This window comes from Streptomyces sp. JN8 (assembly GCF_055808075.1).
The window spans coordinates 3,365,017-3,385,129 of sequence record NZ_CM147852.1; the positions used below are offsets into that span (position 1 = coordinate 3,365,017).

Sequence of the window (20,113 nt, forward strand, 5' to 3'; positions counted from 1 at the left end):
ACGATTACAGCAGTTCCGTGCATTGGACGCATGAAGCGGGGCGACCTACGTTCGAGGCATGCCTTCCGCCAGTACCGAGGCGGCCGCCACCCACGCGTCCGCCGGCTCCCGCCCCGCCCCCGCCGACACCCGCCTCGCGCCCGGCACCCCCGGCCACCGCCGGATGAGCCTCGCGCTCTTCGCCGCGGGCCTCGCCGCCTTCGCGCTCCTCTACTCCACGCAGGCCCTCCTCCCGGCCATCTCGGCCGAGTTCGGCGCCACCGCCTCCGCCGCCTCCTGGACGGTCTCGGCCGCGACCGGCGCCCTCGCCCTGTGCGTGATCCCGCTCAGCGCCCTCTCCGAGCGCTTCGGCCGGCGCACGATGATGATCGCCTCGCTGTCCGTCGCGGTCGGCATCTCCCTCCTCCTGCCGCTCGCCCCGAACCTGGAGTCCCTGATCGCCCTGCGCGCGGTCCAGGGCGCCGCGCTCGCCGGGCTCCCGGCCTCGGCGATGGCCTTCCTCGCCGAGGAGGTCCGCCCCAAGGCGCTGGTCGCCGCGATCGGCCTGTTCGTGGCGGGCAACTCGATCGGCGGCATGAGCGGCCGGCTGGTGACCGGCTGGGCGGCCCAGATGTGGGGCTGGCGGGCGGGGCTGGCCGCCGTCGGCCTGACCTCTCTGCTGTGCGCGCTGGCCTTCCGCGCGCTGCTGCCGAAGGCACGGCACTTCACGCCCGGCACGCTCTCCCCGAAGGCGCTCGCCCGGACCGTGCGGGGGCACCTGGCGGACCCGCTGCTGATGCGGCTGTACGCGATCGGCGCCCTGTTCATGACGGTCTTCGGCGCGGTGTACACCGTGATCGGCTACCGCCTGGTCGAGGCTCCGTTCTCGCTGCCGCAGGGCGTGATCGGCTCGATCTTCCTCATCTACCTGGTCGGCACGGTCTCCTCGGCCGCCGCGGGCCGGCTCGTCGGCCGCCTCGGCCGGCGCGGGGCGCTCTACCTGGCGGTGTCCACCACCGCCGCGGGCCTGCTGCTCTCGCTCGCCGACGCACTCCCCGCCGTCCTCGCGGGCCTCGTCCTGATCACCGCCGGGTTCTTCGCGGGCCACGCGGTCGCGTCCTCCTCGGTGAGCCGCACGGCCGTGACGGGCCGCGCGCAGGCCTCGGCGCTCTACCAGTCCGCGTACTACCTCGGCAGCAGCGCGGGCGGCACGCTCGGCGCGATCGCGTTCCACGCCGGCGGCTGGGCCGGCACGGTCCTGATCGGCCTCGTCGCGGTCCTCGGCGTCGTCTCGGTGACCCTGTACGGCAGCCACAGCGCGCGCGTGGAGGCCCGTCGGGTGAGGCTCGCGGCCTCCTGCTGATTGCGGCGGTTCCGGTGCAACTGAGACGCTCCCCCGGGCGTCATGAAGGACAGGGACTCCAGGGGGAGATGATGATCATGAAGAGAATCGCGGGTCGGATAGGCAGGAGGGCCGGCATCGCCGCGGGCCTCACCGCGCTGGTGCTGCCGACGACGATCGCCGTCGGCGCGGCACCGGCGCAGGCCGCGTCCTGCAACGTGACGACGGGCCCGTACCAGAAGCAGGTGGAGAAGTTCCTCGGCCGCACGGCCGACGGACGCCAGTCGCTCGCCGACTGCAAGGCCATCCAGGCCTTCCAGAAGAAGCACGGCATCACCCCGTCCGCGGGGTACGCCGGGACGATCACCTGGCGCACCATGAACACGATGAACCAGCAGAAGGCGGCGGGGTCCAACCCCAACAAGGACCGCAAGTGTCCGACCAACAAGGGCCGGATCGCCTGCGTCGACCTCACCCGCCAGCTGAGCTGGATCCAGGACGGCTCGCGCCTCAAGTACGGCCCCGTGCCGGTCCGTACGGGCCGGGACGGCAGCGAGACCCGGACCGGGTCGAAGAAGATCTACTGGCGGAACATCAACCACTGGTCGACGCTCTACAACGTCTCCATGCCGTACGCGCAGTTCTTCGACGGCGGGCAGGCCTTCCACTCGACGACCAAGTCCATGTGGAACCCGCCGGGCTCCGCCGGCTGCGTGAACATGACGTCGAAGGACGCCAAGGCGTACTGGGGCCTGCTCAAGAACGGCGACGACGTCTTCGTCTACGGGCGCAAGCCGGGAACCTGACCCCGGCTGTCAGTCCGCTGCGGTAGCTTCCCTCTCACCGGCACCGAACGGGTGCCGGTGAGGGTGAGTGGGGTGTGGACCCGATGAGTGACGCCGCGACCGCGACGACCGAGCAACTCGACACGTACCGCCGGGAGCTGACCGGCTACTGCTACCGGATGCTGGGCTCCTCCTTCGAGGCCGAGGACGCGGTGCAGGACACCATGGTGCGCGCCTGGAAGGCGATCGACTCCTTCGAGGGGCGCTCCTCACTGCGGTCCTGGCTCTACCGGATCGCCACCAACGTCTGCCTCGACGCGCTGAACGCGGGCAACCGGAGGGCACGGCCCATGGACCTGACCTCCGCGACGCCGGTCGCCCAGGCGCAGCTCGTCAAGCAGCCGGAGATCACCTGGCTGGAGCCGGTGCCCGACGGGCGGGTGCTGCCCTCGGTCGGCGACCCGGCGGAGGCGGCCGTCTCCCGCGAGACCGTGCGGCTCGCGTTCGTGGCCGCGCTCCAGCACCTGCCGCCCAAGCAGCGGGCGGTGCTCATCCTGCGCGAGGTCCTCGCCTGGAAGGCGAGCGAGGTCGCCGAACTCCTCGACACCTCCGTCGCCTCGGTCAACAGCGCCCTCCAGCGGGCCCGCGCGACGCTCGCCGAGCAGGCGCCGGCCGCATCCGACCCCGCGAACCCCCTCGACGAGGAGCAGAAGGCACTCCTGGAGCGCTACGTCGCCGCCTTCGAGGGCTACGACATGAAGGCGCTGACCGCGCTCCTCCACGAGGACGCGACCATGTCCATGCCGCCGTACGACCTCTGGCTCCAGGGACACGACGACATCGTCGGCTGGATGCTGGGCGTCGGCGAGGTGTGCGCCGGCTCGAAGCTGGTGCCGACCGTGGCGAACGGCTCGCCGGCCTTCGCCCAGTACCACCCGGACCCGGCGGGCGGCTACAGCCCGTGGGCGCTCATCGTCCTGGAGCTCCGCGACGGCAAGGTCGCCGGGATGGACTTCTTCCTGGACACCGAGCGCTGGTTCCCGCTCTTCGACCTGCCGGCCCGTCTGGAGGCCTGAGGTCCCGGCCGGGGGACGGGACCTATCCGCCCAGGGTCCCGTCGAGGCCGGTCAGCAGGAGCAGGGCCCGCAGGTCGGGCCCCGCCCCGTGGAAGCGGATGCGGTGCCCCCGCCGCCCGGCGGCGAGCTTCAGCCGGGCGAGGGCGTCGACGGCGGCGAGGTCGGCCGGTGCGAGCGCGCCGACCTCGCAGACCACTTCCCCGGGCGGGGCGGCCCCGAGCTCGGCGCAGAGCAGCGCCACCTCGTCCCCGGTCGGCCGGGCGGGCAGGGTCACGACGAGCGGTCGGCTGGTGTCCACACGGCTTGAGACCGGCCCTCGGACCGGAACTCATCGGTGATCGCCCCGACCGTAGGGTCGGGCCATGACCCATGACCCCACCGAACTGGTGATCTTCGACTGCGACGGCGTCCTGGTGGACAGCGAGCGGATCTACTGCCGCGTGGACCGGGAGGTGTTCGCCTCGCTGGGAGCCGAGTTCACCGAGACGGAGATGGTCGACCTCTTCGTCGGCTCCCCGCACGACCTGCTCACCTCGATCGTGGAGGAGCGGCGCGGCCGCCCGCTGGAGCCGGACTGGCAGGCGCCCTTCAGGCAGCGCTACGAGGACGCCCTGGACGCGGAGCTGACGGCCGTGGAGGGCGTCGCCGACGTGCTGGACGGGCTGTCCGTCCCGTACTGCCTCGCCTCCAACGGCAGCCACGCCTCGATCCGCCGGAACCTGGGCCGCGCGGGTCTGCTGGACCGTTTCGAGGGCCGGATGTTCAGCGCCCGCGACGTCGCCCGCGGCAAGCCCGCGCCCGACCTCTTCCTCCACGCGGCGGCCGCGATGGGCGTCCCGCCGCGGCACTGCGCGGTGGTCGAGGACAGCCCGTACGGCGTCCGGGCCGCCCGCGCCGCCGGCATGCGGGCCTTCGGCTACACCGGCGGCCTGACCCGCCCGGACCGGCTGGCCGGCCCGGGCACGGTCGTCTTCGCGGACATGCGGGAGCTGGGGGGACTGCTCGGCTGACGGGGAACTCGGCGGTGGCGGGGTGAGGCCGTCACCGATCCCGGCAAGCCGAACGGGACCGGTGGAGGTCCACCGGTCCCGTTCACGCGCAGGCGTCACTGGCACATGCCGACGGCGATCAGGTCACTACGCGATGCGGTCCAGGACGATCGGGTTCGGGGTGAACTCCGTGCCCGGCGCCGCGATGTCCCAGGCCGAGCCGAGGGACTGGAGGGCGTAGTCGAACTTCTCCGGGGTGTCCGTGTGGAGGGTCACCAGCGGCTGGCCCGCCGTCACCGTGTCGCCCGGCTTGGCGTGGATCTCGACGCCCGCGCCGGCCTGCACCGGGTCCTCCTTCCGGGCGCGGCCCGCGCCCAGGCGCCAGGCGGCGATGCCGATGTCGTAGGCGTCGAGGCGGGTCAGGACACCGGAGGACGGGGCCGTGACGACGTGCTGCTCGCGGGCGACCGGGAGGGCCGCGTCCGGGTCGCCGCCCTGGGCCGCGATCATCCGGCGCCAGTGGTCCATCGCCGAGCCGTCGGCCAGCGCCTTGGCCGGGTCCGCGTCCTTGATGCCGGCCGCCGCGAGCATCTCCCGGGCCAGCGCGACCGTCAGCTCGACGACGTCGGCCGGGCCGCCGCCGGCCAGGACCTCGACGGACTCGCGGACCTCCAGGGCGTTGCCCGCGGTGAGGCCGAGCGGGGTGGACATGTCGGTGAGCAGCGCGACCGTCTTCACACCGCTGTCGGTGCCGAGGCCGACCATGGTGGAGGCGAGCTCGCGGGCGTCCTCGATGTTCTTCATGAAGGCGCCGGTGCCGACCTTGACGTCGAGCACCAGGGAGCCGGTGCCCTCGGCGATCTTCTTGGACATGATCGAGGAGGCGATCAGCGGGATGGCCTCGACGGTGCCGGTGACGTCGCGGAGCGCGTACAGCTTCTTGTCGGCGGGGGCGAGGCCGTCGCCGGCCGCGCAGATGACCGCGCCGGTGGTGTCGAGGACGTGCAGCATCTCCTCGTTGGAGAGCAGCGCGCGCCAGCCGGGGATGGACTCCAGCTTGTCGAGGGTGCCGCCGGTGTGGCCGAGGCCGCGGCCGGAGAGCTGCGGGACGGCCGCGCCGCAGGCGGCGACGAGCGGGGCCAGCGGCAGGGTGATCTTGTCGCCGACGCCGCCGGTGGAGTGCTTGTCGGCGGTGGGGCGGGAGAGCGCGTCGAAGTTCATGCGCTCGCCGGAGGCGATCATGGCCGCCGTCCAGCGGGCGATCTCCGCACGGTTCATGCCGTTCAGCAGGATGGCCATGGCCAGGGCGGACATCTGCTCGTCGGCGACCGCACCGCGGGTGTAGGCGTCGATGACCCAGTCGATCTGCTCCGGGCTCAGCTCGCCCTTGTCCCGCTTCGTGCGGATGACGGAGATGACGTCCATGGTGGTGCCTCTTTCTACGCGCATAGAGGGGGAAAGGAGGAGCGGCCCTTCCCATCGTGCCGGAAGGGCCGCTCCGAGGATTACTTCGCGAGGTGGTCCGGGCCGAAGGCCTGCGGCAGCATCTCGGCGAGCGTCAGGAACCCGGCGGGCGTCTCCAGGACGAGTCCGGGGCCGCCGAACTCGTACAGCAGCTGCCGGCAGCGGCCGCACGGCACCAGGGACTCGCCCTGGCCGTCCACGCACACGAAGTGCGTGAGGCGTCCGCCGCCGGTCGCCTGGAGCTCCGAGACGAGTCCGCACTCGGCGCACAGGCTGAGGCCGTACGAGGCGTTCTCCACGTTGCAGCCGGAGACCGTCCGCCCGTCCTCGACGCGGGCGGCCGCGCCGACCGGGAAGCCCGAGTACGGGGCGTACGCACGGGCCATCGCCTCGCGCGCCGCGACCCGCAGGGCCTCCCAGTCGGCCTCGGAGAGGGCCGTCGTCACTTGCCCTGGCCCTTGCGGTACGGCAGGCCGTCCGCCTTCGGCATCCGCAGGCGCTGCGCCGACAGGGCGAGCACGAGCAGGGTGGTGATGTACGGCGCCGCGTCGACGAACTGGCTCGGGACCTCGTCGGTCAGCGCGTACCAGAGGAAGAAGCCGCCGGAGAAGACCGCGGAGATCACGCCGGCCACGTACTTCTTCTTGTACAGCTGCCACAGGGCGGCGACCAGCAGGAGCACGGCGACCAGCAGCAGGAGCGCGTGGACGTTCTCGGCGCCGCCGCGGAGCTTGAGGCTGTCGGTGAAGCCGAAGAGGCCCGCGCCGAGCGCCATGCCGCCGGGCATCCAGTTGCCGAAGATCATCGCGGCGAGACCGATGTAGCCGCGGCCGCCGGTCTGGCCCTCCTGGTAGATGCCGGTGGAGACGATCGCGAGGAACGCGCCGCCGAGGCCCGCGAGGGCGCCGGAGACGGTGACAGCGATGTACTTGTACTTGTAGACGTTCACGCCGAGGGACTCGGCGGCGACCGGGTTCTCACCGCAGGAGCGCAGCCGCAGGCCGAAGGCCGTGCGCCAGAGCAGCCACCAGGTGGCCGGGATCAGCAGGATGGCGACGACCGTGAGCAGCGACAGGTTGGTGACGAGGCCGCCGAGGATGCCGGCCAGGTCGGAGATGAAGAACCAGTGCTTGGCCTGCAGGTCGGTCAGCCAGTCCGAGAGCCCCGGGACGGTGATCTCGTAGATCTGGTCGATGCGCGGGGACTGCTTGGAGGAGCCGCCCTCGGCCTCGGCGAACGTGAAGTTCGACAGGTACTGGGTGAAGCCGACCGCGAGGATGTTGATGGCCACACCGGAGACGATGTGGTTCACGTTGAACGTGACGGTGATGATCGCGTGCAGCAGACCGCCGAGCGCACCGCCGAGGAGGCCGACCAGGACGCCCGTCCAGGGGCCCCACTGGTAGCCGGCCCAGGCGCCGAACCAGGTGCCGAGCACCATCATGCCTTCGAGGCCGATGTTGACGACGCCCGCGCGCTCGGCCCACAGACCGCCGAGACCGGCGAGGCCGATCGGCACGGCGAGCTTGAGCGCACCGGAGACCTGGCCCACCGAGGTGAGGTCGTTGGCCCCGGAGACGGCCCGGACGAAGGAGAAGAGCAGAAGAGCGGCCGCGATGATCAGCAGGATCCACGGCAGGGTGAGCTTGCGGCGTCCGCCGCCCTTGGGCGCGGCGCTCGGCTTCGTGACAGTGCCGGTGCTCATGCCGAGACCTCCTTGTCGGTCTTGATGGCGCCGCCGGCGGCGAGTTCCTCGCCGACCTTCTGCTGCTGGCGGCGGAGGCCGTAACGGCGGACGAGCTCGTAGGAGACGACCACGGCGATCACGATGATGCCCTGCATGATCTTGGTGATCTCCTTCGGGTAGCCCTCGGTGTCCAGCGACGAGGAGGCCTTGTCGAGGAACGCGAAGAGCAGGGCCGCGAAGAAGATGCCGACCGGGTGGTTCCGGCCGAGCAGCGCGATGGTGATGGCGGTGAAGCCGACGCCGACGGGGAAGTCGAGGCTGTACGTGTGGGACTCGCCGAGCAGCGTCGGCATGCCGGCCAGGCCGGCCAGCGCGCCCGAGAGCAGCATCGAGGTGAGGATCATCTTCTTCGCGTCGACGCCGCTGGCCTGGGCGGCGGACTCGCTGGCGCCGGTGGCGCGCAGGTCGAAGCCGAACCGGGTGCGGTTGAGGACGAACCAGTAGACGACGCCGAGGGCGAGCGCGACGAACGTGAAGCCGTAGATGACCCCGTTGCCCTCGCCCATGTCGATGCCGGGGAACCAGCCGGACTCGGAGATCTCACCGGTGGTGAGGTTGTTGGAGCCCTCCGGCTGGACGCCGAAGTTCTTCGGCAGGATCAGCCAGGCCACCAGCGAGGTCGCGATGGCGTTCAGCATGATCGTCGAGACGACCTCGGAGACGCCGCGGGTGGTCTTCAGGATGCCGGCGATACCGGCCCAGAAGGCGCCGGTGAACATCGCGACGAGCACGATCACGAGGATGTGCAGCGGGCCGGGCAGCTCGATCGAGGCGCCGACGAGCGCCGAGACCATCGCGGCGAGCCGGTACTGGCCGTCGACCCCGATGTTGAAGAGGTTCATCCGGAAGCCGATGGCCACGGCCAGGGCCGCCAGGTAGTAGATCCCCGTCTGGTTGACGATCAGGACCTGGATGTCGGCGAACGCGGCGTTGTCGATCATCAGCGTGATCGGCTCGATCGGGTCGAGACCCGTCGCCAGCAGCACCAGGACGGTGAGCACGAACGAGGTGACCAGGGCGAGCACCGGTCCCGCCGCGCCCAGGATCAGCTTGTCCTTGTCGAACTTCATCATCGGGCGTCACCGTCTTCGGGCTGCTCTGCGCCTTCGAGCTGGCCGCTGGCCGCGCCGGTCATGGCGGAGCCGAGCTGCTCGGGCGTGATGGTGGCGGGGTCGGCGTCCGCGACGAGCTTGCCGCGGTACATGACCCGGAGGGTGTCGGAGAGGCCGATCAGCTCGTCGAGGTCGGCGGAGATCAGCAGCACCGCCAGACCCTCGCGGCGGGCGTCCCGGATCGCGTCCCAGATCTGCGCCTGCGCGCCGACGTCCACACCGCGGGTGGGGTGGGCGGCGATCAGGAACTTGGGCGCGTGGCTCATCTCGCGGCCGACGATCAGCTTCTGCTGGTTGCCGCCGGAGAGGGAGGCCGCGGTGACGTCGATGCCGGGAGTGCGCACGTCGTACTCGCGCACGATCCGCTCGGTGTCCTTGCGGGCCGCCTTCGGGTCGAGGACGCCGCGCCGGGAGTTGGGCTCCTCGGTGACGTGGCCGAGGATGCGGTTCTCCCAGAGCGGCGCGTCGAGGAGCAGGCCGTGGCGGTGGCGGTCCTCGGGGATGTAGCCGATGCCGCCCTCGCGGCGCTTGCGCACCGAGACCTTGGAGATGTCGACGCCGTCGAGGGTGATGACGCCCTCGTCGGGGGTGGCCATGCCCATGAGGGTCTCGATGAGCTCGGTCTGGCCGTTGCCCTCGACACCGGCGATGCCCAGGATCTCGCCCTTGTGGATCGTGAGGGAGATGTCGTCGAGGAGCTTGCGGCCCTCGGCCGTCTCCTCCAGCACGACGACGGTCTTGGCCGGGTCCGGCGGCGCGGCGCTGGTCAGCGGGGCGGCGGCGACGGCACCGGCCTCGGTCAGCGTGAGGTTGCTGACCTGGAGCATGGGGACGGTGGTGACCGTCGACTCGCGGGTCTCCGGCGAGGGCAGCTCGCTGCCGACCATCAGCTCGGCGAGCTGCTTGGTGGTGGCGGTCTTCGGGTCGGCGGTGCCGACGGTGGTGCCGCGGCGGATGACGGTGATGTCGTCGGCGACCTTCAGGACCTCGCCCAGCTTGTGCGAGATGAAGATGACGGTCAGGCCCTCGGCCTTGAGCTCGCGCAGGTTGTCGAAGAGCGCGTCGACCTCCTGCGGGACGAGCACGGCGGTCGGCTCGTCGAGGATGAGGATCTTGGCACCGCGGTAGAGGACCTTGAGGATCTCCACGCGCTGCCGGTCGGCGACGCCGAGGTCCTCGACGAGGGCGTCGGGGCGGACCCCGAGGCCGTAGGCGTCGGAGATCTCCCGGATCTTCTTCCGCGCCTTGGCGCCGATGCCGTAGAGCTTCTCGCCGCCGAGGACGACGTTCTCCAGGACGGTGAGGTTGTCGGCGAGCATGAAGTGCTGGTGCACCATGCCGATGCCGCGCGCGATGGCGTCACCGGGGCTGGAGAAGGTGACCTGCTGGCCGTCGACCGCGATGGTGCCCTCGTCCGGCTTCTGCATGCCGTAGAGGATCTTCATGAGGGTCGACTTGCCGGCACCGTTCTCGCCGATGAGGGCGTGCACGGTGCCCTTGCGGACCGTGATGGCGATGTCCTTGTTGGCGACGACGCCGGGGAATCGCTTGGTGATGCCGTGCAGTTCTACGGCAGGGGGGCTGGACGCGTTGATGACGCACTCTCCTTGGCCGGAAGGAGTGGGAGCGGGGAGGGCAGGGCGGGGTGAAGTTATCGTGCCAGGGAGACATCTACACGCGTAGCGCTGCCGAAAAGTGAAAACCCGTACGGGAATGGGCCCGGGGCCCGGCGCCAGTGGAGTGCCACTGGGGCCGGGCCCGCGGGCTCAGGTCGTGACCTGCCGTCCTTACGGAGCGGTCTTGACCGTGATCTTGCCGTCGATGATGTCCTTCTTCGCCTTGTCCACCGCGGCGATGAGGTCCTTCATCTCCTTGTACTTCGGGTTGGAGTCGGCGAGCGCGACACCGTCCGTGGCGAGGCCGTAGCGGACCTCACCGGACTGCGGCTTGCCGTCCTGGACGGACTTGATCACGTTGAAGACCGAGTCCGAGACGTCCTTGGTGACCGAGGTCAGGATGGCGTCCTTGTAGGTGGCCAGACCCGGCTGGTTGTACTGGTCGGAGTCGACACCGATCGCCCACTTGCCGGCGGCGGAGGCGGCCTCGATCGCGCCGGAGCCGGCCAGACCGGCGGCGGCGTAGATCACGTCGGCGCCCTTGTCGAGCTGGCCCTCCGCGGCGGCCTTGCCGAGGTCGGGCTTCGAGAAGCCGTCGAAGTTCGGCGGCTGGGTCAGGTACTGGACGAGCACCTTCGCCTTGGGGTTGGTGTCCTTGACGCCCTGCGCGAAGCCCGCCTCGAACTTCTTGATCAGCGGAACCTCGACACCGCCGATGAAGCCGACCGTGCCGGTCTTGGACGCCTTGGCGGCGGCGACGCCGGCCAGGTAGGAGCCCTGCTCCTCGTTGAAGACGAGGTTGGCGATGTTCGGGCCGGTCTTCGACGTGTCGTCGATGAGGCCGAAGGTGGTCTTCGGGTAGGCCTTGGCGACCTTCTCGATGGCCGGGGCGTAGGCGAAGCCGACACCGATGACCGGGTTGTTCCCGGCGCGGGCGAGCGCGGTGAGGCGCTGCACCTTGTCGGCGTCGCCCTCGCCCTCGGAGGGCTCGGCCTCGGCGCCCTTGACGCCGAGCTCGTCCTCGGCCTTCTTCAGACCCGCGTAGGCGGCGTCGTTGAAGGACTGGTCGCCGCGGCCGCCGATGTCGTAGGCGATGGCGGCCTTGGTGACCTTCGCGCTGGAGCTCGGGCTGGAGCCGGAGTCCGTCGAAGACTTGCCACACGCGGTGGCGGAGAGGGCGAGCGCCGCGGAGGCGATGCCCACGGTCGTGATCCTGGTGATCCGGCGCAAGAGGAGGGTCCCTTCAAGACTGACCGAAAGCGCCTCTTCCGGCGCTGGTTTCGCGGCGATCGTAACGCGCGTAGATGTCAGTTAAAGACCCGTTCATGAGTCGTTATCGGATCGTCGCGAACCGGCCAGCCGAGGCGACCGGGGGCGTTCGGCCCGGTACCGCCGGTTATATCTCCGGGTCCCGGCGCCGCGGCCGGAGTCCCGGGGCGCCACGCCGGGCCGTTGGACCGAAGGGGCGACACCGGTCGGCCGGACGGATGATGCTCCGTCCGGCCGGAATCACGGCTTCGTTTGGCCTGAAATCAGCGCTTTGGTGCCGCGTCCAGCAGCGCCGCGGCGGTGAAGAGCTCCACCGCGGCCTCGATGCAGCGCTCGTCCACGTCGAAGTCGCCGGCGTGGAGATCGCGCACCCGGGTGTCCCTCGGGGTGCGCACCCCGAGGCGGGCCATGGCGCCCGGGACGTGCTCCAGGTACCAGGAGAAGTCCTCGCCGCCGAGGCTCTGCTCGGTGCCCTCGATCGAGAACGGTCCGCGACGGGCGGTCATGGCGGACTGGAGCAGCTCGGTGACGGCCGCGTCGTTCACGACCGGGGGGACGCCCCGCACGTAGGTGACGGTCGACTTGGCCCGGTGCAGGGCCGCGACCTCGTCGATGGCCGCGTGCACCAGGTCGGGCGCCTCCCGCCAGGTCGGCAGGTCCAGGCAGCGGACGGTGCCGGAGAGCTCGGCGTGCTGCGGGATGACGTTGCAGGCGTGGCCGGACTCGATGCGGCCCCAGGTGACCGAGAGCCCCGAGCGGGCGTCGACCCGGCGGGCCAGGACGGCGGGGACGTCCACGGCGACCCGGGCGGCGGCCGTGACGAGGTCGGTGGTGAGGTGCGGACGGGCGGTGTGGCCGCCGGGCCCGTCCAGGGTGATCTCCAGCCGGTCGCAGGCCGAGGTGATCGGGCCGGTGCGGAGTCCGATCTTGCCCGCGTCCACCTTGGGGTCGCAGTGGACCGCGATGATCCGGCCGACCCCGTCCAGGACCCCGGCCTCGATCGCGTCGGCCGCGCCGCCCGGGAGGACCTCCTCGGCGGGCTGGAAGAGCAGCCGCACGGGGGCCGGGAGCAGCCCCTGCCGGTGGAGGTCGGCCAGGACGAGCCCGGCGCCGAGGACGGTGGTGGTGTGGACGTCGTGTCCGCAGGCGTGGGCGCGGTTGGCCACGGTGGAGTGGTACGGGACGGTCTTGACGTCCGGAATGGGGAGCGCGTCGAGATCGGCCCGGATGGCGAGCATCGGCCGTCCCGGGTCCGGGGTGCCGATGTCACAGATGAGTCCGGTGCCGCCCGGCAGGACCTTCGGCGCGAGGCCGGCCGCCTCCAGGCGGGCCTTGAGCGCGGCGGTCGTACGGAACTCCTGGTTCCCCAGCTCCGGGTGCATGTGCAAGTCCCTGCGGAAGGCGATCAGTTCGACGCGCAGGGGTTCGGACAGCGTTCCGGGCAGGGTGACGGAGCCTGGCTCACGGGACTTCAACTGGTTCACCCTTTGAAGGGTAGGCCTCCGGAGAGGTCAACTGCCCGTTGATCACGAAAAGTTCAGCCCGTTAGGGGAAAGAATCTCGGTTCGGCAGGCATGAAGCCCCTTCCATATGGGTACGCTCAGCCGAATTCGAGCCGATCGGTCGCATTCCCGGACCGCGAGGTCAGCCGGTCCACCTCGTGGGCCGCCGTGCCCGTCACCCCGGCCAGGAAGCCCTGCGCCCGCGGGGAGGCGGTCGCCCGCAGCCACTCGGGCGCGATCTCGCAGACCGCGACCCTCACGCCGGTGCCGGCCAGGGCCAGCGGCAGGGTGTGGACCACCGTGGACGGGAAGCTGACCACCGTCCGCCCGATCGGGCCGCGGCGGGCGATCAGCTCCAGGGGCAGCTCCGGGCGGACCACCTGGAGGCCCGTCTCCACCGCGATCCGGTGCAGCTTCTCGGCGCTCTCCCTGCGGTGCGCGAAGTAGCGGGTGGCCCCGTGGGCCCGGGCCAGCTCCGCCACCACCCGGTCGTAGTGGTCGGCGTCGACCACCCCCGTCTCCACCAGTGAGGTCCCCACCAGGTCCGCGCCTCCGGTGAGCAGCGGCGGGCCGAACCGCGCCCGGGTCCACGCGTAGGAGTTCTCCGTGACCGTGATGCCCTCGGGCGCCTCGACCGGCAGCGAGGTGAAGATCTCGACCGTGCGGCCCGGCGTCGGGGCCAGCCGCTTCCTCGCCAGCAGGGACACCGGGGCGAGCGCCAGCTCGCGCGGGTCCAGGGCGCGGCTCCTGCGGTGCCAGCGCACCAGCCGCTCGCCACGGCCGACCTGGGCGGCGTACTCCATGGTCGCGGTGCCGTCGTCGACCACCGTCAGGTGCCGCGGACCGAAGAGGGTCAGCAGGAGCTGGACGTACCGGGAGAACGGATCCCCGATGATCACCCGCTCCGCCGAGCGCAGCGGCCGGGCGAGCTCGCGCAGCGTGCGCACCAGTGCGCCCCGGCCGCCGCGGGCCTCCTGCCAGTGGACGGCGAGGCCCTCGTCGCGGGCCAGCTGGGCCATCCGGCGCAGCTGGCCCCGCGACATGGGGTCGGTCGGCGAGAGGACGACGACCGTCAGATCGGGTGCGGGCGGTGCCGCACCCGGGGCGGCGTCCGTCGAGCGGGACTCCCGGCCGGACGCGTCGGCGCCGGCCGGACCGGACGCCGCCGGATCCGCCGGGCCGTACGGGCCGGCGGGCGCCGCGGCGGGCGCACCCGCGGCACGGCCCCGGGTGTGCGCCCACTCCAGGACGTTGAGGAGCTGGACCGGGCTCTCGACGAACGCCAGCTGCCCGGTCATGCGGCGACGAGCCCCTGGACCCGGCGGAGCTTCTTCATCGGGCCGAGCTCCGACTCGTAGACCTTCTTGACGCCGTCGCCGAGGGCCGTCTCGATGGTGCGGATGTCGCGGACCAGGCGCTGCAGGCCCTGCGGCTCGACGGAGGCGGCCTGGTCGGAGCCCCACATCGCGCGGTCGAGGGTGATGTGGCGCTCCACGAAGGTGGCGCCGAGCGCGACGGCGGCCAGCGTCGTCTGGAGGCCGGTCTCGTGGCCCGAGTAGCCGATCGGGACGTTCGGGTACTCCTCCTGGAGCGTCTGGATGACGCGCAGGTTGAGCTCCTCCGCCTTGGCCGGGTACGTCGAGGTGGCGTGGCAGAGCAGGATGTTCGCGCTGCCGAGGACCTCGACGGCGTGACGGATCTGCTCCGGCGTCGACATGCCGGTGGAGAGGATGACCGTGCGGCCGGTGCCGCGCAGCGCGCGCAGCAGCTCGTCGTCGGTGAGGGAGGCGGAGGCCACCTTGTGGGCCGGCACGTCGAACTTCTCCAGGAAGGCGACGGCCTCGGTGTCCCACGGGGAGGCGAACCAGTCGATGCCGCGCTTCCGGCAGTGCTCGTCGATGGCGCGGTACTGCGTCTCGTCGAACTCCACGCGGTGGCGGTAGTCGATGTACGTCATCCGGCCCCAGGGGGTGTCGCGCTCGATGTCCCACTGGTCGCGCGGGGTGCAGATCTCGGGGGTGCGCTTCTGGAACTTGACGGCGTCGCAGCCTGCCTCGGCCGCCACGTCGATCAGCGCGAACGCGTTGTCGAGGTCACCGTTGTGGTTGATGCCGATCTCGCCCGTGATGTAGACGGAGTGGCCCGGGCCGGCGGTCTTGGCGCCGAGGGTGCGGATACGGGTGTTCATGGTGCTGTTCCTTAGGATTCGGGGGTGTCGAGCTCGGGTCCGAGGAGCCAGGCGGCGATCTCGCGGATCGCCCCCGAGCCGCCCGGGGTGACGGTGACCGCGCGGGCCGCGGCCCGTACGGAGTCGTGCGCGCTGCTCACCGCGACGGGCCAGCCGACGAGGTGGAAGCAGGGGAGGTCGTTGACGTCGTTTCCGGCGTAGAGCACGCGCTGCGGGTCGATGCCCTCGGCCGCGCACCACTCCTTGAGGGCCCGGTCCTTGCGGTCGATGCCGTGCAGGACGGGGATCTTGAGCTTGCGGGCGCGGGCGGCGACGACGGCGTTCTGCTCGGTGGAGAGGATGAGGACGGGCAGTCCGGCGCGGCGCAGGGCGGCGATGCCCAGGCCGTCACCGCGGTGCGCGGAGACGAACTCCCGCCCCTCCGCGTCCAGGTGGACCCGGTCGTCGGTCTGCGTGCCGTCGAAGTCGAGGACGACGGCGTCGATGTCCGCGAAGCCGGGGGTGGCCGGGGTGTCGAGGAGCGGGGCGAGGGCGCGGGCCCGGGCCAGGTCGTGCGGGTCGTCGATCTCCAGGACCCGGGCGGGGTCGGTGACGACGAGCGCCGTGCGGCCGAAGAAGCGGTGCCGGTGGGTGCGGAAGCCGGCCGCGTCCATCGCGTAGACGGCGCCGGTCTCCAGGTACTCGGGCTCCCGGTCCTGGCGGCGGGGGCGGTGCGCCTTGTCGTGGTTGACGCCGGTGGCGCCCTCCTCGACCGTCTCGCGCCAGAGGAAGCCGTGCGACGGGGCGGCGGTGAAGGCCGTGTCGGCCGCCCCCGAGGTGATGCGCCCGACCGTCTCGGCGACCTCCGCGGAGCCGAGGAACGGGCTGGTGCACTGGACGAGGAGGACCACGTCGGCGGATCGGCCGTGGGTGGCCTCGAAGGCGTCCATGGCGTGCAGGACCGCGGCCTCGCTGGTCGCGGTGTCGCCGGCGATCTCCGCGGGGCGCCGCACGGCCTCGGCCCCCGCGGAGCGGGCGGCGGCGGCGATGCCGGCGTCGTCGGTGGAGACCACGACATGGGTGACGGCGCGGGCGCCCAGACAGGCCCGGACGGCCCGGGCCACCAGCGGCACCCCGGCCACCGGGGCGAGGTTCTTGGCGGGCACGCCCTTCGAACCGCCCCTCGCGGGGATCACGGCGAGCACGGTGGTGGTCATCAGAGTTCTCCCAGACGGCGGATGACGGGGGCGACGCGCTGCACGCCGTGGCGGTACGCGCCCCGCGCGGCCTCCCGGACGACCCTGCGCAGCCCGCTCTCGCGGCGCTCCGGGGCGGTGGTGTCCAGGCGGTGGCGGGCGAGGATCCCGGGCAGGTAGCCGGGGGCCGTCTCCGTCGTGTAGTAGGGGGTGATCGGGGGGAGCGCGGGCAGCGCAAGGAGTGCGGCGACCCGGTCCCGGGCCGCGTCGAAGGCCGCCTCGTACGAGCCGTCGGACGCGACGCCCTGCCGTGCCAGCCAGTGCTCGTCGGGCGTCGGCACGAGCCCCTTGTCGAGCCGGTCGAACGAGGCGAGCAGCCCGGAGCCGACGAAGTGGTGGTTGCCGAGGACCTCGCGGACCCCGAGGTCGGTGAGGATCGCGGTGGGGATGCGGCGGTGGAGGGCCTCCAGCGCGGCCGTCGACGAGACGGTCACCAGCAGGTCGGTGCGGTCGAGGACCTCGCCCATGTGCCCGTACACCAGCGAGAAGTTGTCCGGCGGGTCCAGCTCGCGGACCAGCTTCTGGAAGGGGTACTCCTCCAGGTGCGTGGTGTGCTCGCCCGGCTTGGAGCGCAGCTTGAGGAGCACCTCGCGCCCCGGGTGGAGCCGCGCGTGCCCGATCAGCCGCCGCAGGACGTAGGCGCGTTCGGCCCGGGTGGCCGGCACGGACGGCTGGGCGGCGAACACCAGGGTGTCCCGGCCCGCCTCCGGGGTGTGCGGGGCGCCGCCCAGGAAGGGCAGCGCCGCCTCGACGACCGAGCCGGCCCCGGCGCCCACCCCCTCGTACACCGCGCGGAAACGCTCCGCGTCGTGACGGGAGTTGGCGAGGACCACGTCGGCACCGTGGCGCAGCAGCAGGCCGTCGGTCAGCTTCTCGTAGACGACCCCGACATAGCCGGTGACGACCACCGGACGCCGTGCGAGCCCCAGATCGGCGAGACCCTGGAGGACCGCCCGCACGGTACCGCCGACCAGAGCGAGGACGACGACGTCGTACCCCTCCCCGCGCGACTCCGCGTCCCGGACCGCACGCAGGAACTCCGTCCCCGTCACCTCGCGCGGGGCGGTGGTGGACACCCCCGTCTCGGCGAGCTGGCGCGCGGTGGGGGTGGCCCGCCCGCGCAGCACGAACCCGGCGGGTTCGGCGCTCGCCGGGCTGATGCGGCGCGCCGTGAGGGCGCCCCATTTCCACCGGGTGTCGGAATCGGCGAGTACGGCTGTCCGCACCGCTTCTCTGGTACTTGCTGGCACGCCGAGGACGCTAGAAGGGCATTCCGCTTTCCGGCCCAACTGAGAAGCAACAAACGGTGAACAGAGCCTCTCCTCGCGTTGAAGCGGGTCGCGAACCGGCCGCATCGAGGCCGAATCTCCCTGCCGGTAAAGGCGGTTAATTCGCCCGCCGCCCCGTGTTCACCGAAGAGACGCCCGACGGTCGGTGGGAATGCCGGGACGGCGCCTAGCGTCGACCGCGTGGTCAAGCTCTCCGTCGTCGTGCCGTTCTTCAACGTGCAGACATACGCCCCCGACACCCTCACGAGCCTGCGGGCCAACGCCCGGGAGGACTTCGAGTTCCTGCTGGTCGACGACTGCTCGTCGGACGGGACCCCGGACATCCTCGAACGGGCCGCGCGCGAGATCCCGGGCGCCGTCCTCATCAGGCACGAACAGAACGGCGGCCTCGCCACCGCCCGGAACACCGGCCTCGACGCCGCCCGCGGCGAGTACCTCACCTTCCTCGACGGGGACGACTGGCTCTCCCCCGGCTACTACGCCCGCCTGGTCGCCGCCGCCGAGGACCTCGGCTGCGACTTCCTGCGCACCGACCACGTCTCCGTCACCGGCAGGAACCGGAGCGTCCGCCGCGCACCGGTCCCCCGCCGCGGCGAGGTCCTCGACCCCCGCGACGCGATCCTGCCCGCGCACCGGACGACCTCGGTCGACTACCCGTACGCCTGGGCCGGCGTCTACCACCGGCGGCTCCTCGACCGCGGCCTCCTGCACTTCACCCACGGACTGCGGACCGCCGAGGACCGGCCGTGGATCTGGCGCCTGCATCGCGAGGCCGATTCCTTCGCCGCCATCGGGGAACTCGGCGTCTTCTACCGGCGCGGAGTGGCGACCTCCCTCACCCAGATCGGCGACACCAGGCAATTGGATTTCATCCGCGCATTCGACCAGGTGATCGACGAGACCGCCGCGGACCCCGACGCCGCACTTCTCCTTCCGAAAGCCGTCCGCACCTATTGCGCGGTGATCTCCCACCACATCGGCTCGATCGAACGCTTCGAACCCGACGTCGCCCGACAGCTCAAGGCGATGAGCGCGGGAGCCCTGCGCCGCATGCCGCAGGACGTCCTCGACGAGGCCCTCACCGCGATGGGCGGCGACCGCGCCACCATGCTGCGCAGGCTCCGGCGACGGCGCCCCGCACCACCCCCCGCACCGGGCACGCGCACCGCCGGCACCACCGCCGCGGAGGCCGCCGCGTGAGCACCCGCCGCACCACCCAGATCTTCTGCGCCTCCACCCTCTACGGCGCGGTGACGATCGCCGCCGCCCTCGACAGCGGCGCCTTCGGCCCCGCCGACCGCCGCATCCTGCTCGTCACCAACAACGCGGCCGTGCCCGAGACCACCCCGCCGCTGGACCACGCCGACGGCTTCGAACGACTCCGCCACCGCTTCGACTCCGTCCTCTCCTGGAACGAGACGATCTCCCCGCTCCACCCGGGCGGCTGGACCCCCCGCCCCTCCGACCTCCCGCTCCTCCAGCGCCACCTGCGCAGGATCTGGGACCTCGGCGACGACCACGTCGAACTCACCCTGGAATCGATCCAGGTCACCCCCGCCCTCGCCCTCGCCCAACTGCTCCCCGACGCCCCCGTCACCGTCTACGCCGACGGCCTCATGAGCTACGGACCGACCCGCAACAAGATCGACCCGCTGATCGGCGGACGCGTCGGCCGGCTCCTCCACCTGGACCTCGTGCCCGGCCTCGCGCCGCTGCTGCTCGCCGAGTTCGGGGCCGTACCCGAGGCCGTGCCGACGGAGGCCTTCACCCGCTGCGTCGACGAACTCGCCGGACCCGCCGCCCCGGCCGCCGCCGGGGTCGGGCCCGCGCTCCTCCTCGGCCAGTACCTCGCGGCACTCGGCCTGCTCACCCCGGCCGAGGAGGAGGAACTGCACCTGCGGATGGTGCGGGGCGCGATCGCCCGGGGCCACCGGCGCCTCGTCTTCAAACCGCACCCGACGGCCCCCGACACCTGGTCGAAGGCGCTCACCGAGGAGGCGGCCGCACACGGCGCCGAGCTGACCGTCGAGGACCGGCCGGTCCTCGCCGAGGTGCTCTACCGGGAGCTGCGGCCCGCCCTCGTCGTCGGCTGCTTCTCCACGGCGCTGCTCACCGCGCACACCTTCTACGGACTGCCCGTCGCCCGGGTCGGGACGCGCGGCCTGCTGGAGCGGCTCACCCCGTTCCAGAACAGCAACCGCATCCCGCTGACCGTCGTCGACGCGGTCGTGCCGCCCCTGGAGGCCGGCCCCGAGGACGGCGGCGCCATCGCCACGGCCCCGCTGAACGACCTGGTCGCCGCGGTCGGCTTCGCGATGCAGCCGAAGATCCGGCCGGAGCTGCGGGAGCCGGCGGTACGGCACCTGACCGGGCCGTTCGCCGAACGCACCCGGCACCACTTCACCCGCCGCCGCCTCACCGTCCTCGACCTGCCCGGCGGCATCCCGCTCCCCCGCCACCCCCGGGTCCGCCGGCTGGCTCGGCGCGCGCTGCGACTGCGGAGGGCCCTGCGGAGGTAGC

Annotated in this window: 18 protein-coding genes; 6 read left to right on the forward strand and 12 right to left on the reverse strand. The window is 72.0% G+C overall.

Annotation, left to right across the window (positions count from 1 at the left end):
• The first annotated feature begins 58 nt into the window (after positions 1 to 58).
• The 3 genes from ACY0MR_RS14485 to ACY0MR_RS14495 all read left to right on the forward strand — a co-directional run bounded on the left by ACY0MR_RS14485 (position 59) and on the right by ACY0MR_RS14495 (position 3,182).
• A complete protein-coding gene (locus ACY0MR_RS14485; protein ID WP_388792917.1) occupies positions 59 to 1,342 on the forward strand; it encodes an MFS transporter in 1,284 nt (427 codons plus the stop codon).
• A gap of 77 nt (positions 1,343 to 1,419) precedes the next feature.
• Positions 1,420 to 2,127 (forward strand): L,D-transpeptidase, encoded by a 708-nt coding sequence (locus ACY0MR_RS14490; protein ID WP_473561047.1) that lies wholly within the window; start codon positions 1,420 to 1,422, stop codon positions 2,125 to 2,127.
• An 83-nt stretch (positions 2,128 to 2,210) separates the two neighbouring features.
• Complete coding sequence (locus tag ACY0MR_RS14495; protein ID WP_388792914.1) at positions 2,211 to 3,182, forward strand: sigma-70 family RNA polymerase sigma factor; 972 nt, start codon at positions 2,211 to 2,213, stop codon at positions 3,180 to 3,182.
• Positions 3,183 to 3,204: 22 nt separating this feature from the next.
• Here ACY0MR_RS14495 and ACY0MR_RS14500 read toward each other — a convergent pair whose 3' ends face one another.
• Complete coding sequence (locus tag ACY0MR_RS14500) at positions 3,205 to 3,480, reverse strand: STAS domain-containing protein (RefSeq protein WP_361849429.1); 276 nt, start codon at positions 3,478 to 3,480, stop codon at positions 3,205 to 3,207.
• Positions 3,481 to 3,544: 64 nt separating this feature from the next.
• On the opposite strand from ACY0MR_RS14500, the gene ACY0MR_RS14505 reads away from it, so the two are divergent.
• Positions 3,545 to 4,192, forward strand: coding sequence for an HAD family hydrolase (locus ACY0MR_RS14505; protein WP_388792912.1), 648 nt, complete (start codon positions 3,545 to 3,547; stop codon positions 4,190 to 4,192).
• 126 nt (positions 4,193 to 4,318) lie between these two features.
• Here the strand turns inward: ACY0MR_RS14505 and ACY0MR_RS14510 are convergent, their stop codons facing one another.
• The 11 genes from ACY0MR_RS14510 to ACY0MR_RS14560 all read right to left on the reverse strand — a co-directional run bounded on the left by ACY0MR_RS14510 (position 4,319) and on the right by ACY0MR_RS14560 (position 17,554).
• Positions 4,319 to 5,596 carry a thymidine phosphorylase gene (locus ACY0MR_RS14510; RefSeq protein WP_388792910.1) on the reverse strand — a complete coding sequence of 426 codons (1,278 nt, stop codon included), beginning with the start codon at positions 5,594 to 5,596 and terminating at the stop codon, positions 4,319 to 4,321.
• Positions 5,597 to 5,676: 80 nt separating this feature from the next.
• Complete coding sequence (locus ACY0MR_RS14515) at positions 5,677 to 6,081, reverse strand: cytidine deaminase (protein WP_388792908.1); 405 nt, start codon at positions 6,079 to 6,081, stop codon at positions 5,677 to 5,679.
• A complete protein-coding gene (locus ACY0MR_RS14520; protein ID WP_388792906.1) occupies positions 6,078 to 7,340 on the reverse strand; it encodes an ABC transporter permease in 1,263 nt (420 codons plus the stop codon). The genes ACY0MR_RS14515 and ACY0MR_RS14520 overlap by 4 nt, the downstream gene beginning before the upstream one ends.
• A complete protein-coding gene (locus tag ACY0MR_RS14525) occupies positions 7,337 to 8,455 on the reverse strand; it encodes an ABC transporter permease (protein WP_073910205.1) in 1,119 nt (372 codons plus the stop codon). The genes ACY0MR_RS14520 and ACY0MR_RS14525 overlap by 4 nt, the downstream gene beginning before the upstream one ends.
• Complete coding sequence (locus ACY0MR_RS14530) at positions 8,452 to 10,089, reverse strand: ABC transporter ATP-binding protein (protein ID WP_388794075.1); 1,638 nt, start codon at positions 10,087 to 10,089, stop codon at positions 8,452 to 8,454. Before ACY0MR_RS14530 ends, ACY0MR_RS14525 begins: the two co-directional genes overlap by 4 nt.
• Positions 10,090 to 10,281: 192 nt before the next feature.
• Positions 10,282 to 11,340, reverse strand: coding sequence for a BMP family lipoprotein (locus ACY0MR_RS14535; RefSeq protein WP_473561051.1), 1,059 nt, complete (start codon positions 11,338 to 11,340; stop codon positions 10,282 to 10,284).
• A 302-nt stretch (positions 11,341 to 11,642) separates the two neighbouring features.
• On the reverse strand, positions 11,643 to 12,863 hold the full coding sequence (locus ACY0MR_RS14540) for an amidohydrolase (RefSeq protein ID WP_473561053.1): 1,221 nt from the start codon (positions 12,861 to 12,863) through the stop codon (positions 11,643 to 11,645).
• Between the two features lie 116 nt (positions 12,864 to 12,979).
• Positions 12,980 to 14,179 carry a hypothetical protein gene (locus ACY0MR_RS14545; RefSeq protein ID WP_392861954.1) on the reverse strand — a complete coding sequence of 400 codons (1,200 nt, stop codon included), beginning with the start codon at positions 14,177 to 14,179 and terminating at the stop codon, positions 12,980 to 12,982.
• The gene (locus ACY0MR_RS14550) at positions 14,176 to 15,069 is read right to left on the reverse strand and encodes an N-acetylneuraminate synthase family protein (RefSeq protein ID WP_361849444.1); all 894 of its coding nucleotides are present in this window, start codon (positions 15,067 to 15,069) and stop codon (positions 14,176 to 14,178) included. Before ACY0MR_RS14550 ends, ACY0MR_RS14545 begins: the two co-directional genes overlap by 4 nt.
• A gap of 11 nt (positions 15,070 to 15,080) precedes the next feature.
• Positions 15,081 to 16,265: an acylneuraminate cytidylyltransferase gene (locus ACY0MR_RS14555; RefSeq protein WP_361849446.1), complete on the reverse strand. Its 1,185-nt coding sequence runs from the start codon at positions 16,263 to 16,265 to the stop codon at positions 15,081 to 15,083.
• On the reverse strand, positions 16,265 to 17,554 hold the full coding sequence (locus ACY0MR_RS14560; RefSeq protein ID WP_473561056.1) for a DUF6716 putative glycosyltransferase: 1,290 nt from the start codon (positions 17,552 to 17,554) through the stop codon (positions 16,265 to 16,267). The genes ACY0MR_RS14555 and ACY0MR_RS14560 overlap by 1 nt, the downstream gene beginning before the upstream one ends.
• A 219-nt stretch (positions 17,555 to 17,773) precedes the next feature.
• On the opposite strand from ACY0MR_RS14560, the gene ACY0MR_RS14565 reads away from it, so the two are divergent.
• Together ACY0MR_RS14565 and ACY0MR_RS14570 are read left to right on the forward strand one after the other, a co-directional pair.
• The gene (locus ACY0MR_RS14565) at positions 17,774 to 18,793 is read left to right on the forward strand and encodes a glycosyltransferase family 2 protein (protein WP_473561058.1); all 1,020 of its coding nucleotides are present in this window, start codon (positions 17,774 to 17,776) and stop codon (positions 18,791 to 18,793) included.
• Positions 18,790 to 20,112, forward strand: a complete 1,323-nt coding sequence (locus tag ACY0MR_RS14570) for an alpha-2,8-polysialyltransferase family protein (protein WP_473561060.1) — start codon at positions 18,790 to 18,792, stop codon at positions 20,110 to 20,112. Before ACY0MR_RS14565 ends, ACY0MR_RS14570 begins: the two co-directional genes overlap by 4 nt.
• The last annotated feature ends 1 nt before the right edge of the window (position 20,113 follow it).